The following is a 15,451-nucleotide window of genomic DNA, read 5'->3' as shown; positions in this document are numbered from 1 at the left end:
ATTGAAAATATTTGATTAGCCTGAAAATTTCTACAGCTTCATACTTGTGGAATTTTGATGGTCAGGTAAGATGCCACATGCATGAAAATTGCATTGGGGATTTATTATTTTAAAGATATTCAAGGAGTGCGCATGAAAGTTTTATTTTCTGCAATCACAGCAGCCATCTTACTCATGGCTGGTCAGGTTCAAGCGGCGGATGCAGCTGCCGCAAAAGCATTGGCACAAAAAAGCGGCTGTTTAGCTTGCCACAGTGTGGATGCAAAAGTATTGGGTCCAGCATATAAAGATGTTGCGGCAAAATACAAAGGCGACAAAACAGCTGAAGCTAAGCTGATTGAAAAAGTGAAAAAAGGCGGTAGCGGTGTTTGGGGAAATATTCCTATGCCTGCCAACAGCCCGCAGGTTAAAGACGAAGATATCAAGACGATTGTTCAATGGGTTCTGTCTCTTTAAGATTGCTTGTGTAGTTAAAAAAGCCGACTTTGCAGTCGGCTTTTTTATTTCGCCAATTTCTTTTGCCTCACTGTTTATCTAGCGGGCCAGTTTGCTATGACGGATAGAGTAAACAAAGTAGAAAACAGCGCCTACTACCGCCCAGGTGATAAAACGATGCCAGGTTTCCGCAGGCAGGAATGACATTAAGGCACCACACGCCACCACCCCGGCAACCGGGATTAAAGGATTAAAAGGATTCTTAAAGGGTCGTGCCAAGTCAGGGTGAGTCATGCGCAAACGAATCACCCCGATACACACCATAATGAAACTGGCTAATGTGCCAATATTGACGGTTTCAGCCAGTTCACCCAACGGAATAAATCCGGCCACGATAGAGACCACAAAGCCGCACATCAGGATAATTTTGCTCGGCGTCTGGCGATCAGGATTCACTTCTGAAAAGATCGGCGAAATCAGTCCATCGCGGCTCATGGCAAACAGAATCCGCGTCAGGCCATAGAGCAGCACCAGCAGTACCGTAATTAATCCTGCAATGACGCCAGTGGCGACTAAGGTTGAAGACCAGTGATATCCCAGCTTGGTCAGCGCATAAGCCACCGGGGATGAGGTATTTAATTCTGCATAAGGAACAACGCCGGTGAGGGTACCCGAAACTATGATATAGATAATGGTGCAAAACAATAGAGAAGCAATCAGGCCGATAGGCAAATCCCGTTGCGGATTTTTACATTCTTCTGCGGCAGTAGACACGGCATCAAACCCGAAATAGGCAAAAAACACCAGCGATGCGCCTGCAAAAACGCCTATGTTTTTGCCATTATCCAGCGTTTCGAACCAGCCATATGGCATAAACGGTTGCCAGTTATCGGTATTAATATGGCCCACCGAAAGCACAATAAAAGTCAAGATGGTGGAAAGCTTGATAATCACCATGATGTTGTTGGCGCGCGCACTTTCTTTCACGCCTGTCATTAACAGCAAGGTTAATATCCAGATAATTACGAATGCCGGAAGATTGATCGTGCCGCCAAGGACGGGCGCTTTAGTGAGGTGTTCAGGTATATGGAAGCCGAGATTAGTAGCGGTGTTGACGAAATAGCCAGCCCAGCCATTGGCGACGGCTGCTGCACCGACACCATATTCCAGTAATAGCATCCAGCCCATCATCCAGGCGGCAAACTCACCGAAGGCGACATAACTATAACCATAGGCACTGCCTGAGCCACCAATGGAGGAAGACAGTTCAGCATAAGCCAGTGCAGCAAAGCCTGCGGCCACGCCTGCAATAATAAAAGACAGAACGACCGCCGGGCCGGATTGTGTTGCTGCTGCGATGCCGGTCAGTACAAAAATGCCGGTCCCTATGGCGCCGCCGATACCGAGTAATGCCAGGTCAAATGCGGTCAGACATTTTCTGAGGCCGGTATGCGCATGCGGTTGAATTGGTTTTTTACGTAATAGTTGTTTGAACATTGCTGATCCCCTTGTGCTACAAGGGTAAAGCAATCGTTATACCAGCGTCAATGCTGATGAGAAGGGCATGGTGAATTATTCAACGACTGCAGCCGAAGTGGTTGTTAAAGTCACTTGGCCGCCGCTTGAGAACAGTTTTACGGATAATGAGTTGGCTGATTGCTAACTGGCGAAATGCTGTTTTAATGTCGCGATCATATATTCATGATCCAGCACCCCGGCGCTCTCGCGTATGCTGTGCATGGCCCACATCGGGTTGCCGACATCTACCGTGGCAATGCCGAGTTGTGCTGCCATGATGGGGCCAATGGTGCTGCCACAACCCAAATCGGTGCGGTGCGCATATTGCTGGTAAGGCACGCCAGCCCTTTCACACAGCTGGATAAAGCGTGCTGCGGTAGCTGCGTTGGTGCTGTAACGCTGGTTGGCATTGGTTTTAATCACCGGCCCCTGGTTTACCTGTACATGATGGCAAGGTTCATAACTGCCTGCATGGTTTGGATGAAAGGCATGTGCCATATCCGCACTAATAAAAAAGCTTTGTGAATAACTACGCAGCTTGTCTTCGTGGCTCAGGTCGTGCGAGTGACAGATTCTCTCCATCGCATCCAGTAAAAAACTGCCGCCTGCACCGGTTGCACTTTCAGAGCCGACCTCTTCATGGTCAAATAATGCACAAATACTGGTCGCCTGCGGTTTTTCGGTGCCAATCATTGCTTCCATTGCCGCATGGCAGGAAGCCAGATTATCCAGCTGGCTGTTGGCGATAAATTCTTGCTCTATACCCCAGAAACTGCCGCGTTGGGTGTCATAAAACGCCAGATCCCAGCTCAAGATATCCGCGGCGTTTACTTGCAAGCTACTCGCTAAAGTGTCAGACAGTAATTGTTTGGCGGCTTCGCTGTTGGCGGCATGGCCGAAAATCAAGGGTAGGCCGGTTTGCTTATTGAGTGCCAGGCCTTTTTCATTGACCTCGCGGTTCATATGGATAGCAAGGTTGGGCAGGCGGGCAATGGGCTGGTCCAGTTTGATCAGGTGCGAGCTAAGGCCTGACACTGTTTTAACAATCACTCGCCCAGCCAAGCCCAAGTCGCGGTCAGTAAACGTCGCTAAAATGGGCCCGCCATATACTTCTACGCCAAGCTGTGCGATGCCTTCAGTACTATAGGCAGCTTTGGGTTTTAAGCGCAGGCCAGGAGAGTCGGTGTGCGCCCCCACGATGCGGAACCCATGTTCTGCGATGGCTGCTTGGCCAAGTACAAACGCAATAATAGACCCGCCATCACGCACGACATAATATTTGCCGCCTTGAGTAAACTGCCAGGCATCACTTTCACTCAGTTGGGTAAAACCCTGTGCAGATAGAACCTGTTCTACCCGGGTTACTGCATGCCAAGGACTTGGGCTGTCATCAATAAAATTCAGCAGAGCCTGTGCGCGTTGTCTGGCTTCTATTGATACTTGCATGCTTAAACCCAGTCTTTCTCAATCAAAAAATCGGTATAAAGTTTGGCTTCCGGACTGCCGTTTTCGGGCTTCCAGTCGTAGCGCCATTTCACCACAGGGGGCATCGAGAGCAGGATGGATTCAGTACGCCCATTGGACTGCAAACCGAATATGGTACCACGGTCAAAAATCAGGTTGAATTCAACATAACGGCCACGGCGGTAGGCCTGGAAATCACGCTCTCGCTCACCATAAGGCTGATTTTTTCGTCTTTGAACGATAGGCAGGTAAGCCTGTAAAAATGCGTCGCCAATCGCGCGTTGCAAGGCAAAACTTTGCTCAAAGCCCAGCTCGCTGAAATCATCAAAGAATACACCCCCTACACCGCGTGGTTCTTTGCGATGCTTGAGGAAAAAGTATTCATCGCAGGCTTGTTTGAAACGGGTGTAATAATCAGCACCGAATGGAGCCAGCGCTTCTTTGTTCACACGGTGAAAATGGATACAGTCTTCTTCTTCGCCGTAATAAGGCGTGAGGTCCATGCCACCACCAAACCACCAGATATCCTGCTCGCCTTCCTGTTGCGCTCTGGCAACAAAAAAACGCACATTCATATGCACGGTCGGGATGTAAGGGTTATGCGGGTGGAATACCAGCGATACACCCATGGCTTCCCATGGCCTGCCCGCTGCTTCCGGGTGGGCAACACTGGCCGCTGGTGGTAATTTGTTGCCTAGTACATGAGAGAAACCCACACCTGCACGCTCAAACACATTGCCATTTTCCAGCAGGCAGGAATTACCGCCGCCGCCTTCCGGACGCTGCCAGCTATCCTGCAAAAAGTTTTTGCCATCGACCAACTCTACCGCTTCGACAATACGTGCCTGTAATCCTTGCAGGAAGGCATAAACGGCTTGAGGTTGGATCTGTTCTGTCATGGTTTAGCTGGCTTTAATGGCGCGGTAGCCAATATCTTTACGGTGTTGCGCGCCTTCAAATTTGATGGATTCAAGGATTTTGTAAGCTGATTCCTGCGCTGATTTAACCGACTCACCCAATGCGGTGACACACAATACGCGGCCACCGCTGGTTAGCACTTTGCTGTCTTTTAAAGTAGTGCCGGCATGGAATACGTGCCCGTCCTGTACATCGGTCGGCAAGCCGGTGATTTCATCACCCAGTTTTGGTGTTTCCGGATAGTTAGCACTTGCCATCACTACACCTAGCGCAAAACGGCTATCCCATTCTGCGCTGGCCTGGTCAAGCGTACCCTCTGCAGCATGCGTAGCCAATGCCACCAAATCAGATTTTAAACGCATCATGATCGGCTGCGTTTCCGGATCGCCCATGCGGCAGTTGAATTCCAGTGTTTTTACTTCACCTTTGGGTGAAATCATCAGCCCTGCATATAAAAAGCCGGTGTAAGGAATACCATCTTTTGCCATGCCTTCTACGGTTGGGATAATAATTTCGCGCATGGCCTTTGCATGGACTTCAGGAGTGACTACAGGTGCAGGAGAATAAGCACCCATGCCACCTGTATTCGGGCCTTGATCAGCATCCAGCAGGCGTTTGTGATCCTGGCTGGTGGCCAGTGGCAGGATGTTTTTACCATCAACCATCACCATGAAGCTGGCTTCTTCGCCTTCCAGGAATTCTTCAATGACGACGCGGGCACCGGCGTCACCCAGTTTATTATCAGACAGCATGGCATCTACGGCAGCATGAGCTTCTTCCAGTGTCATCGCCACCACCACGCCTTTGCCTGCAGCCAGCCCATCGGCTTTAATCACGATAGGTGCGCCGTTAGCATCAATATATTCATGCGCTTTAGTGACATCGCTAAAGGTTTGGTATTTTGCGGTCGGGATGTTGTGGCGATACATAAAGGATTTGGCAAAGTCCTTGGAGCTTTCCAGTTGCGCAGCGGCTTTGGTCGGGCCAAATATTTTCAGGTTTGCGGCACGGAAAGCATCGACCACGCCTTGTGACAGCGGTGCTTCCGGGCCAACAATGGTCAGGGCAATCCGTTCATCTTGCGCAAATTTCACCAGTTCATCAATCTTGGTAATCGGCACATTGGTCATGGCTGGATTGGTAGCTGTACCGGCATTGCCAGGCGCGACAAACACGCGGCTGACTTCTTTATTGTGTGATACTTTCCAGGCCAGGGCATGCTCACGGCCGCCAGAACCAATCACTAAAATTTTCATAATTCACTACCTACAAAGTTATGGCCACGGAGGGCGAAGAGCACACTGAGAATTTCAATCTTGCAAAGCATTTTCTGCTTTTCTCAGTGATGCCTGTGTCCTCTGTGGCGAATTGATTTAATGTCTAAAATGACGAATGCCGGTAACGACCATGGCCAGGCCACGTTCATCCGCTGCAGCAATCACTTCTTCATCGCGCATGCTGCCACCCGGGTGAATCACGCAGCTGGCACCTGCATCAGCCAGTACGTCTACGCCATCTCTAAACGGGAAGAAGGCATCTGAAGCGACTACAGAGTTTTGCAGGCTTAAACCGGCATTTTGCGCCTTGATTGCTGCAATTTTGGTGCTATCTACGCGGCTCATCTGGCCCGCGCCTACGCCCAAGGTCATGCCATTGCCGCAGAACACGATCGCATTGGATTTCACGTATTTCGCCACATTCCAGGCGAACAGCAGATCCTGCAATTGCTCAGGGCTAGGTTGCAGCTTGGTGACGACTTTAATATCCGGAAGTTGCAGCTCATGGTTATCTGCCGACTGCAACAGAATGCCTGAACCTACGCGCTTAGAATCTACGGCATTACGCCCTTGCTCCCAAGCGTTGTTACCACCTTTTGGCAATGCTATTTTCAGCACTCGCACATTGGCTTTGGCGCTGAAAATAGCCAGTGCTTCTGGGGTGTATTCAGGTGCAATCAGTACTTCAACAAACTGCTTGCTCACTACCTCGGCGGCTGCACCATCCAGGACGGTATTGAAAGCAATAATGCCGCCAAATGCTGAAGTCGGATCAGTTTTAAACGCTTTACCGTAAGCTTCAAATGCATTGGCACCTAGTGCCACGCCACATGGGTTCGCATGTTTCACAATCACGCAGGCTGGTGTACTGAATGATTTCACGGCTTCCCAGGCGGCATCTGCATCAGCGATGTTGTTATAACTTAATTCTTTGCCCTGTAATTGCTGGGCGGTGGCCAGGCTGCCAGGAGCAGGGTAGAGGTCTCGGTAGAACGCGGCTTGCTGATGGCTGTTTTCACCATAGCGCAAGTCCTGCACTTTGATGAAGTTGCTATTCATCTGGCCTGGGAACTGGCTTAACACTGGTTTGCCGGCAGATTCTGTTTCAGCAAAATCAATCGCAGACAGATAGTTGCTGATTGCAGCATCGTATTGGGCAATACGGTTAAAAGCGGCGACGGATAATTTAAAGCGAGTCGCTTTTGAAACTGAACCGTTGTTAGCTTTGAGTTCGGCAGTGACTTCCGCATATTGTGCAGCATCAGTCAGCACAGCTACATCGTTCCAGTTCTTTGCTGCTGAGCGCACCATAGCCGGACCGCCAATATCGATATTCTCAATCGCATCTTCCAGCGTACAGTTTGGCTTGGCAACCGTGGCTTCAAACGGATACAAGTTCACCACCAGCAGATCGATGTTCTCTATGCCATATTCTTGCATGGCGGCCACATGTTCCGGCAAGTCGCGACGGCCGAGCAAACCGCCATGCACTTTCGGATGCAACGTTTTCACACGGCCATCCAGCATTTCCGGAAAGCCGGTGAAGTCGCTGACCTCTTTGACCGGAATCTGGTTGTCACGGAAAAGTTTGGCGGTGCCGCCGGTTGAAAGTAGTTCTACACCCAGTTGGTGCAGTGATTGTGCCAGTTCGAGCACACCGGTTTTATCGGAGACACTGATAAGCGCGCGTTTAATTGTCATGGTATTTAATGTGAGAGGTTGCTTGATTATAAAATTTGGTTGGCTTAACAGTTAAGCCGGGAAGGGAGTTTTCACTCAAGGCCGTAGGCGGCCATTTTTTTTCTTAGGGTGTTGCGGTTGATATCCAGCATATCAGCGGCTTTGCTTTGGTTGCCGCCTACCTTGTTCAACACATATTCCAGCATGGGTTTTTCAACACAGCCCAATACCATGTTGTAAATGGCATGAGGCGGTTGGCCATCAAGGTGGGTGAAATATTCATCGAGGGACTCGCGTACGGCGAGGCTTAATTTACTATCGGTTTGCATTATGCTGCCAGCTCCTGGTCGCTTTCTTGTTCGTTGTCTTCTGCATATACCAGCCTGTCATTTTTAGCTCTGAGTTCAGCGAAAAAGTCATTGATGGCGTTAAGTTGCAAATCAATGGTTTGCAGGGTATTCATGTTATGGCGAAAAGCGGCGGAACCTGCCAGGCCTTTGGTGTACCAGGAGATATGCTTGCGGGCGACCCGCATGCCGGTTAACTCACCATAAAAAACATATAAATCATTCAGGTGTTCTAGCATGACGCTGTGGATTTCATCCACGGTAGGCGGCAGCATATGTTCGCCGGTATTCAGGAAATGCTCTGTCTCACGGAAAATCCATGGGCGGCCCTGGGCAGCACGGCCAATCATCACGGCATCGGCTTTGGTGTAATCCAAAACAAATTTGGCTTTTTCTGGCGTTGTGATATCGCCATTGGCGATCAATGGAATATTGATGGCCTGTTTGACAGCGGCAATGGTGTCGTACTCAGCATCACCATGGTAGAGGTCGTTGCGGGTGCGGCCATGAATTGTCAGCGCCTGCACGCCAATATCTTCTGCCATTCTGGCAATCATGATGGCGTTTTTATTTTGCCTGTCCCAGCCGGTACGGATTTTAAGCGTCACTGGTACATCGACGGCATTGACTACCGCTTTGAGGATTTGCGATACCAGGGGTTCGTCTCTGAGCAGGGCAGAGCCCGCCATCACGTTACAGATTTTCTTGGCCGGGCAGCCCATGTTGATATCAATAATCTGTGCACCATTATCGACGTTGTGTTTGGCAGCTTCTGCCATCATCGCTGGTTCGGCACCGGCAATTTGCACCGAGATCGGGCTGACTTCGCCTTCATGGTTGGCGCGGCGTTTGGTTTTTTCACTGCCGTATAGTAAAGAATTGGAAGTGACCATTTCAGACACGGCCAATCCTGCGCCCATTTTTTTGCATAACATGCGGAATGGCCGGTCGGTGACGCCAGCCATAGGCGCGACAACCAGGTTATTCTTTAAGAGGTGGGATCCGATTTGCATGAGAATCAGTAGGCTCTGATAAGTCAGTGAAAAGACTGACTATTTTAACTGCAAATCGGAAGCGATGGAATTGTTTAAGGCTATTTTTGCTTATTTTTTACGCAGTTTGATATGTGTTTCTATCAGTTTCATGGCTGTATCGCGAAATAAAGTGCCTTCGGTATCTTTTACCCACATATGTAATAAGCCTGAGAAAAATAGATGGGTATCCAAAGCCAGTTCAGCTGCCGTCAGTTGCGTGCTGACTTGGCCGAGCTCTTGGGCTTTGGCGTAAGCTTGCTCCATTTTGTGGATAAGGCCGCTACAATTGCTTAGAATGGACTTGAGAACATCGGCGAATTCGTCGACATATTCGCACTTGGCCATCATGACTTCATAGGTTTCGCGCATGGTCTGGTCTTCTTCAAGCATTTGAACGGTGTTTTCAAGATGTTTGCGAATACGGCCTAGTGGGTCGGGATTGCGTTCATCGGCATTCCCTAATAAGGTATCGTCCATGCGGTCAATCAAGGGCAGATAGACGGCTTCTCGCATGGCGTAAAATAATTCTGCCTTGTTTTGAAAGTGCCAGTAGACAGCACCACGGGTGACGCCAGCATGGGAGGCAATATGCTCAAGGCTGGTGCGGCTGACGCCTTTAAGTAAAAACGTTTCGCGCGCAGCATCAATAATCCGTTGACGGGTAATCGCGGCGTCTTCCTTGGTTTTACGTACCATAAGTTTTTATCGCTCTTTCACTTTAATCATTAAAGTTTCTTAAATGTGCTGTATTTTACCGACTAGGGGTCGGCTGACTTTTAGCAAAATTTTTACAAAAGCCATTTACATACATTCGTGTTTGTATATAATATACATCCAAGAATGTATGTAATCAAGTTTATTTTGAAAATTATTAAGGGATAACATGTTGATTTCACAGAGTATCCAACCTCATCGTGCGTTTGTTTTACTGGCTTTGGGCGTTGTATTAAGTGCTTGCGGAAAATCTTCCAACCAACAGGCACCAGCTGCCGGCGCCATGCAAGCCATGCCGGTGACAGTGCAATCGGTGACTACAGAAACGGTTCCGATCCAGACTGAAGTAGTGGCACAAACCGAAGGCGCCAAGGAAATTGAGGTGCGTCCTCGCGTGGGCGGCATTATATTGAAGCGTCTGTACCAGGAAGGTCAGTCAGTCAAGGCTGGCCAGGATATGTTCCTGATCGACCCGATGCCGTTCCAGTTACAAGTCGACCAGGCTAAAGCCATGATTGCCCAGCAAAAAGCCAGGATTGAACAAACGGCACGTGAAGCGCAACGCCTGAAAGGCTTGCTGGAGACAAAATCCATCAGCCAGCGTGAGTTCGATAATGCCACTTCAGATAATTCAGTCGCCACTGCCACCATGATGCAGTATCAGGCACAACTGCGTGAAGCTGAACTGAATCTGTCTTATACCCATGTGAAAGCACCGGAAAACGGTATCGCTGGTCGCTTTGTACTTTCTGAAGGTGCGCTGGCAAGTGCCAATACCACTTTGCTGAGCACGATTGTGCAAGTGTCGCCAATCTGGGTACGCTTCAGTTTGTCAGAGTCTGATCTGCTGAGCCTGGGCGGGCATTTACGTCCGGGTAAGGTGCAAGATGTGCGCTTGATCCTCGGTGACAACACGGAATATCCATTATCAGGAAAAATTAACTTCTCAGCCAGCCAGATTGACCCGGCGCTTGGCACCCAGCAATTACGTGCAGAATTCCAGAACCCTGACAGCACTTTATTGCCAGGCCAGTTTGTGCGTGTACGTTTGACCACGGGTAAACGTGATGGCGTATTCCTGATTCCGCAGACTGCTGTATTAACCGGTCAGCAAGGCAAGTTTGTGTTTGTGGTTGAAAAAGATAAAGAAGGCAAAACCGCCGCTGCAGTGCGACCAATTACGGTGGGTGGCTGGTTCGGTGAGCGCTGGAGTGTATTGAGCGGCTTGAAGGCTGGCGATCAGGTGATTCTCGATAACCTGATTAAAGTGCGCCCAGGTGCACCAGTGGCACCGCATGCGCCAGAAGCTGCGCCTGCACCAGGCCAGGAAAAACCGGCAGCGCCAGAGAAACACTAAGTATTTAAGTTTTTACTTACGTTTTTTGTACCAAATATCATGTTATTTACGACCTGAGTACAAGGTATTCAGGTCGATTTCAGGAAAAACGATATGACCCGATTTTTTATCACACGCCCGATCTTTGCCAGCGTGCTGTCTATCATCATCGTGTTGGCAGGGTTGGCAGCGGCGTTTAAATTGCCGATTGCGCAATACCCGCAAATTGCGCCGCCAACCGTGCTGATTACCGCCAGCTATCCTGGCGCAAGTGCCGAGACACTGTCTAAAACAGTGGCGGCACCGATAGAGGAGCAGCTGAGCGGCGTAGAAAACCTGCTTTACTTCAACTCAAGCTCTGACAGTAGCGGTACTTTGACCATTACTGCCACATTTGATATCGGTACCGATGTAGACCAGGCAACCTTCAACGTCAGTAACCGCGTGAACATTGCCTTGCCTCGCCTGCCTGAAGATGTGCGTCGTACCGGTGTGGTTGTGCAAAAACGGTCTAACGACATTTTGCTGGTGGTGATGCTGATCTCCAGTAAAAAAGAGCATGACCGTTTGTTCCTGAGTAACTACGCCACGCTGAATGTGCTGGATGAGTTCAAACGTATTAAAGGCGTGGGTGACGTTACCATTTTTGGTGGCCAAGATTACTCAATGCGTATCTGGTTGCGTCCTGACCGCATGGCGCAGCTAGGCGTTTCTACCAGTGATATTCAAGCCGCGATTAACGCACAAAATGCACAGTATGCTGCGGGTAAGATTGGTGCTGAACCAGCAATCTCCAGCCAGCAATTATCATTTACAGTGACCGCTAAAGGTCGCTTAATCGAGCCGGAAGAGTTCGGTAATATTATTATCCGCGCGCAAGGCCCGAATGGTGTGTTGCGCCTGAAAGATGTCGCACGTATTGAGTTAGGTGCACAAACCTATAACGTGGCTTCTGCTCTAAATGGTCAGCCTGGTGTGGCGTTGCCTATCTTCTTGCAAAGTGGCGCCAATGCGCTGGAAACTGCTGAAGCGATCAAGGCCAAAGTCAATGAGTTGAAAGCCAAGTTCCCTGAGGGCATGGATTACAACATTCCTTACGATACCAGTGACTTCGTAAAAGCGACCATTGAAGAGGTGTTCCACACTTTTGGTGAAGCGCTTATTTTGGTAGTGCTAGTGGTATTCCTGTTCCTGCAAAGCTGGCGCGCGACGTTGATCCCGATGATTGCGGTGCCGATTTCGATTGTCGGTACATTTGCCGGGTTATACCTGTTCGGGTTCTCCATCAATCTGCTCACCATGTTTGCCATGATTCTGGCGATCGGTATTGTGGTGGATGACGCGATTGTGGTGCTGGAAAACACCGAACGGTTGATGAAAGAGGAAAACCTCAATCCGTTGCAGGCAGCGATAAAGTCGATTGCCCAGGTGCAGGCTGCGGTGGTGGCGATTGTGCTGGTGCTGTGTGCGGTGTTCGTGCCGGTGGCTTTCCAGGGTGGTATCGCCGGTGAGCTGTATCGCCAGTTTGCGGTGACGGTGGCGATTTCTGTGGTGATTTCGGGGGTGGTGGCGTTGACGCTGACCCCAGCCCTTTGCGCCATGATCCTGAAAAACAGCCATCATGAGAACGGTTTCTTCAGGACGTTTAACCGTGGTTTTGGCCGTTTAACCAGTTGGTATACCGGCACAGTGAACCTGACCCTGCATCACAAGGTAATCGGTGCTATCGTGTTTGGTGGGATGGTGATCGTCATGATATTCCTGTTCCGTGCAGTACCGGGCGGCTTTGTGCCACCTGAGGATCAGGGTTATGTGATCAGTATCGTGGTGATGCCGGATGGTGCGACTTTAAAACGTACTTCGCAGACCACGGAAAATATCCGTGCTGCCGTAGCCAAAGATCCTGCGACTGCGCATGAGTTTGCTGTGAACGGTTTTGAGCTCCTGACCGGTGCGAATAAAACCAATGCGGCAACCATGTTTGTGCGTATGACAGACTGGGATGCGCGTACTACCAATGCTGACCAGATGGTAGGCAAGCTGATTGGCATAGGCATGAGCCAGCCGGACGGCATGGGCTTTGCGGTGAACCCGCCAGCGATTCGTGGCCTGGGTTCTGCAGGTGGTTTTGAAGTATATGTACAAGCCCATGGCGATACTGATGCCATCAAGCTTTCGCAAGTCATGAATAACTTTATGGATGCGATGCGAGCTAATCCGCAATTGACCGGTATTAACAGTTTCTTCCGGCCGACTGTTCCTCAATTGTTTATTGAGGTGGACGAAGCCAAGGCATTATCACAAAATGTGAAGATTGCGGATATTTACGCTACCTTGCAAAGCACCATGGGTTCGCTATATGTTAACGACTTTAACCGTAGTGGCCGTACTTACCGTGTGCAGTTGCAAGCTGAAGCTGAATACCGCATGAAGCCTGAGGATTTGGGCAAGGTGTATGTACGTAGCCAGCCAACGGAAGACAGCCCAAACGGCAATATGGTCCCTATGTCTGCGTTGGCTAAAGTCAGCAATATCGTCGGTGCTGAACAACTTGAGCGTTATAACGGTCTGCTGTCTGCCAAAGTATTCGGTAGCGGTGCTCCGGGCGTGAGCTCGGGCGATGCGATTAAACTGGTAGAAAAAATTGCCAGGGAAAACCTGCCGGATGGTTACCAGATTGCCTGGACTGGCCAAGCTTACCAGGAGAACCGTACCGGTTCTGCGGCGCTGGTTGCGTTCGGCTTTGCGACCATTATGGTGTTCCTGATCCTGGCGGCACAGTTTGAAACCTGGGCCTTGCCATTAGCTGTGATCATGGCGATTCCGTTTGCGATGACAGGTGCCCTGATTGCAGTACTGACACGCGGCATGAATAACGACATCTACTTCCAGATCGGCTTGATTACCCTGATCGGGCTGGCGGCAAAAAATGCGATCCTGATTGTGGAATTCGCCTCGCAGAAAATGGAAGAAGGCATGCCGTTGGCTGAAGCCGCACTGGAAGCTGCCCGTTTACGTTTCAGACCGATTGTGATGACTTCCATGGCATTTATGTTAGGTATCCTGCCACTGGTGTTCGCGACCGGTGCAGGTGCGGCAGCGCGTCAGTCTATGGGTACCGGCGTGTTTGGCGGTATGTTGCTGGCGACCTTTATTGCCACCATCTTTATCCCGTTGTTCTTTACCTGGTTGACCAATGAGAAAAAAGTGCGTCACCACGGTCATATTGAAGAAGAGGAATCGGTATGAAACCGACAATGAAATTGAGTTTAAAACCATTGCAACAGTCTCTGCTGTTAGGGTTGGTCACCATGTCACTGGCTGGTTGCCAGGTGATTGGACCATTTTATTCACGGCCAGAGCCAGTAGTGCCTGCGCAATATACCAGCGGTGAAGCTGGCCAATTGACTCAGGAGCAGCAACTGGCCTTGCAACAATGGTGGACATTGTTTAATGACAGCAAGCTGAACCAGTTGGTGGATACCGCACTGGCAAAAAACAATAACCTGCAATCCGCTGTTGCGCGTATTGAAGAAGCCGATGCATTTGCGCGTGAAAGTGGTGCCAGCTTGTTGCCTACCGTGACTGCGACAGGTTCAGGGATACGTAACCGGGTGACCGAATCGGGTATTTTCCCGGTGTTTGGCGATAATCCGCGTAAAACCTACAAAGTCGGTTTGAACGGTAGTTATGAGCTGGATTTCTGGGGCAAGCTACGCCGCGCCAATGAAGCTGCACGCGCGCAATTACTGGCAACCCGCTACGCAAAAGAGGCGGTTACCTGGTCTCTTTCCAGCCTGGTGACCAATAACTACCTGATGATACGCAGCATAGACGCGCAGTTACGCGTGAATGAGCAGAACCTGAAAACGGCGCAAGACAGTTTTGATCTGGCAAACCGCCGCGTTGAAGGTGGCGTGGCTACCATTCTGGATGCCCATCAGGCAGAGCTGGTAGTGACCACGTTACGGACGCAGGCACTGGAACTGAAAAGGCAGCGGGCTTTAAGCGAGCATCAGCTAGGCTTATTAACCACTGATCTAGGGTTGAAGATTCCGGCAGGTGACTTGATGGCCATGCCACAACCACTCACGCCGCCAACCGGCCTGCCTTCCGCATTGATGGAAGCCCGTCCGGATGTACGCCAGGCGGAGCAAGCCATGATTGCCGCGAATGCGAATATCGGGGTTGCACGCGCAGCGTTCTACCCAAGTATCTCGCTGACGGGTACGTACGGCGCGGAAAGTATTGCGCTTAACAACCTGCTGAAATCCCCGGCCCGTGTCTGGTCACTGGGTCTGGATATCAATCTTCCAATCTTCAACGGCGGGCGTCTGAAAGCCCGTGAAGAGCAGGCCACAGCGCAGCAAAAACAAACCCTGGCAAGTTACCAGAATACCTTGCAGACTGCATTTACCGAAGTAAGCGATGCGCTGTCGAACACCAGCCAGTATCGTGAGCAGGAGGCGCTTGCACAATCCAAGGAAAAAACCACAGCTAATATCCTGACAGTGGCGCAAAACCGTTATCAAGCTGGTTACACCAGTTATCTGGAAGTGCTGGATGCGCAACGTAACCATAATGAAGCCACGCAAGCTATGGTGCAAAGTCGTCAAAATACGTTGATTGCCACAGTTGATTTATTCAAGGCATTAGGTGGTGGCTGGAAACCAGAAAGCGTAAAGCAGGAAGAGTATTACAAAAAATAATTGATCACTTTTCTGTGCC

General features: G+C 50.0%; 12 protein-coding genes. 4 read left to right on the top strand and 8 right to left on the bottom strand.

The window, feature by feature from the left end; genetic code table 11:
- The first annotated feature begins 132 nt into the window (after positions 1-132).
- Positions 133-456: a c-type cytochrome gene (locus LPA26_RS08195; protein WP_055827416.1), complete on the top strand. Its 324-nt coding sequence runs from the start codon at positions 133-135 to the stop codon at positions 454-456.
- A gap of 78 nt (positions 457-534) precedes the next feature.
- Here LPA26_RS08195 and LPA26_RS08190 read toward each other — a convergent pair whose 3' ends face one another.
- The 8 genes from LPA26_RS08190 to LPA26_RS08155 all read right to left on the bottom strand — a co-directional run bounded on the left by LPA26_RS08190 (position 535) and on the right by LPA26_RS08155 (position 9,369).
- The gene (locus tag LPA26_RS08190) at positions 535-1,932 is read right to left on the bottom strand and encodes an amino acid permease (RefSeq protein WP_229007967.1); all 1,398 of its coding nucleotides are present in this window, start codon (positions 1,930-1,932) and stop codon (positions 535-537) included.
- A gap of 162 nt (positions 1,933-2,094) precedes the next feature.
- Positions 2,095-3,399 carry a M18 family aminopeptidase gene (locus LPA26_RS08185; RefSeq protein WP_229007966.1) on the bottom strand — a complete coding sequence of 435 codons (1,305 nt, stop codon included), beginning with the start codon at positions 3,397-3,399 and terminating at the stop codon, positions 2,095-2,097.
- 2 nt (positions 3,400-3,401) lie between these two features.
- Positions 3,402-4,316, bottom strand: a complete 915-nt coding sequence (gene hemF, locus LPA26_RS08180; protein WP_229007965.1) for an oxygen-dependent coproporphyrinogen oxidase — start codon at positions 4,314-4,316, stop codon at positions 3,402-3,404.
- Between the two features lie 3 nt (positions 4,317-4,319).
- On the bottom strand, positions 4,320-5,591 hold the full coding sequence (gene purD, locus LPA26_RS08175; protein ID WP_229007964.1) for a phosphoribosylamine--glycine ligase: 1,272 nt from the start codon (positions 5,589-5,591) through the stop codon (positions 4,320-4,322).
- A gap of 117 nt (positions 5,592-5,708) precedes the next feature.
- Entirely contained in the window at positions 5,709-7,313 is a 1,605-nt protein-coding gene (gene purH, locus LPA26_RS08170) for a bifunctional phosphoribosylaminoimidazolecarboxamide formyltransferase/IMP cyclohydrolase (RefSeq protein ID WP_229007963.1), read from the bottom strand.
- 71 nt (positions 7,314-7,384) lie between these two features.
- A complete protein-coding gene (locus LPA26_RS08165; RefSeq protein ID WP_055827018.1) occupies positions 7,385-7,621 on the bottom strand; it encodes a helix-turn-helix domain-containing protein in 237 nt (78 codons plus the stop codon).
- Complete coding sequence (dusB, locus tag LPA26_RS08160) at positions 7,621-8,652, bottom strand: tRNA dihydrouridine synthase DusB (RefSeq protein WP_055872208.1); 1,032 nt, start codon at positions 8,650-8,652, stop codon at positions 7,621-7,623. Before dusB ends, LPA26_RS08165 begins: the two co-directional genes overlap by 1 nt.
- Positions 8,653-8,742: 90 nt before the next feature.
- Positions 8,743-9,369, bottom strand: coding sequence for a TetR family transcriptional regulator (locus LPA26_RS08155; RefSeq protein ID WP_055827013.1), 627 nt, complete (start codon positions 9,367-9,369; stop codon positions 8,743-8,745).
- 187 nt (positions 9,370-9,556) lie between these two features.
- Between LPA26_RS08155 and LPA26_RS08150 the strand changes: the two genes are divergently transcribed.
- The 3 genes from LPA26_RS08150 to LPA26_RS08140 all read left to right on the top strand — a co-directional run bounded on the left by LPA26_RS08150 (position 9,557) and on the right by LPA26_RS08140 (position 15,432).
- The gene (locus LPA26_RS08150; RefSeq protein WP_055872209.1) at positions 9,557-10,744 is read left to right on the top strand and encodes an efflux RND transporter periplasmic adaptor subunit; all 1,188 of its coding nucleotides are present in this window, start codon (positions 9,557-9,559) and stop codon (positions 10,742-10,744) included.
- A 93-nt stretch (positions 10,745-10,837) separates the two neighbouring features.
- The gene (locus LPA26_RS08145) at positions 10,838-13,972 is read left to right on the top strand and encodes an efflux RND transporter permease subunit (protein WP_055827008.1); all 3,135 of its coding nucleotides are present in this window, start codon (positions 10,838-10,840) and stop codon (positions 13,970-13,972) included.
- Positions 13,969-15,432, top strand: a complete 1,464-nt coding sequence (locus LPA26_RS08140; protein WP_229007962.1) for an efflux transporter outer membrane subunit — start codon at positions 13,969-13,971, stop codon at positions 15,430-15,432. Before LPA26_RS08145 ends, LPA26_RS08140 begins: the two co-directional genes overlap by 4 nt.
- Positions 15,433-15,451 lie beyond the last annotated feature (19 nt).

It is taken from the genome of Methylophilus sp. Leaf408 (assembly GCF_916856905.1).
Classification (GTDB): Bacteria; Pseudomonadota; Gammaproteobacteria; order Burkholderiales; family Methylophilaceae; genus Methylophilus.
Note: the sequence above shows the minus strand (reverse complement) of the source record. Positions and strands in the feature narration are given on the sequence as shown.

Excerpts from the sequence above, each read along its gene's own strand:
- LPA26_RS08190 (WP_229007967.1), bottom strand. The coding sequence starts at position 1,932 with ATGTTCAAACAACTATTACGTAAAAAACCAATTCAACCGCATGCGCAT.
- LPA26_RS08145 (WP_055827008.1), top strand. The coding sequence starts at position 10,838 with ATGACCCGATTTTTTATCACACGCCCGATCTTTGCCAGCGTGCTGTCT.
- LPA26_RS08140 (WP_229007962.1), top strand. The coding sequence starts at position 13,969 with ATGAAACCGACAATGAAATTGAGTTTAAAACCATTGCAACAGTCTCTG.
- LPA26_RS08165 (WP_055827018.1), bottom strand. The coding sequence starts at position 7,621 with ATGCAAACCGATAGTAAATTAAGCCTCGCCGTACGCGAGTCCCTCGAT.
- hemF (WP_229007965.1), bottom strand. The coding sequence starts at position 4,316 with ATGACAGAACAGATCCAACCTCAAGCCGTTTATGCCTTCCTGCAAGGA.
- purD (WP_229007964.1), bottom strand. The coding sequence starts at position 5,591 with ATGAAAATTTTAGTGATTGGTTCTGGCGGCCGTGAGCATGCCCTGGCC.
- dusB (WP_055872208.1), bottom strand. The coding sequence starts at position 8,652 with ATGCAAATCGGATCCCACCTCTTAAAGAATAACCTGGTTGTCGCGCCT.
- LPA26_RS08195 (WP_055827416.1), top strand. The coding sequence starts at position 133 with ATGAAAGTTTTATTTTCTGCAATCACAGCAGCCATCTTACTCATGGCT.
- LPA26_RS08185 (WP_229007966.1), bottom strand. The coding sequence starts at position 3,399 with ATGCAAGTATCAATAGAAGCCAGACAACGCGCACAGGCTCTGCTGAAT.
- purH (WP_229007963.1), bottom strand. The coding sequence starts at position 7,313 with ATGACAATTAAACGCGCGCTTATCAGTGTCTCCGATAAAACCGGTGTG.
- LPA26_RS08150 (WP_055872209.1), top strand. The coding sequence starts at position 9,557 with ATGTTGATTTCACAGAGTATCCAACCTCATCGTGCGTTTGTTTTACTG.
- LPA26_RS08155 (WP_055827013.1), bottom strand. The coding sequence starts at position 9,369 with ATGGTACGTAAAACCAAGGAAGACGCCGCGATTACCCGTCAACGGATT.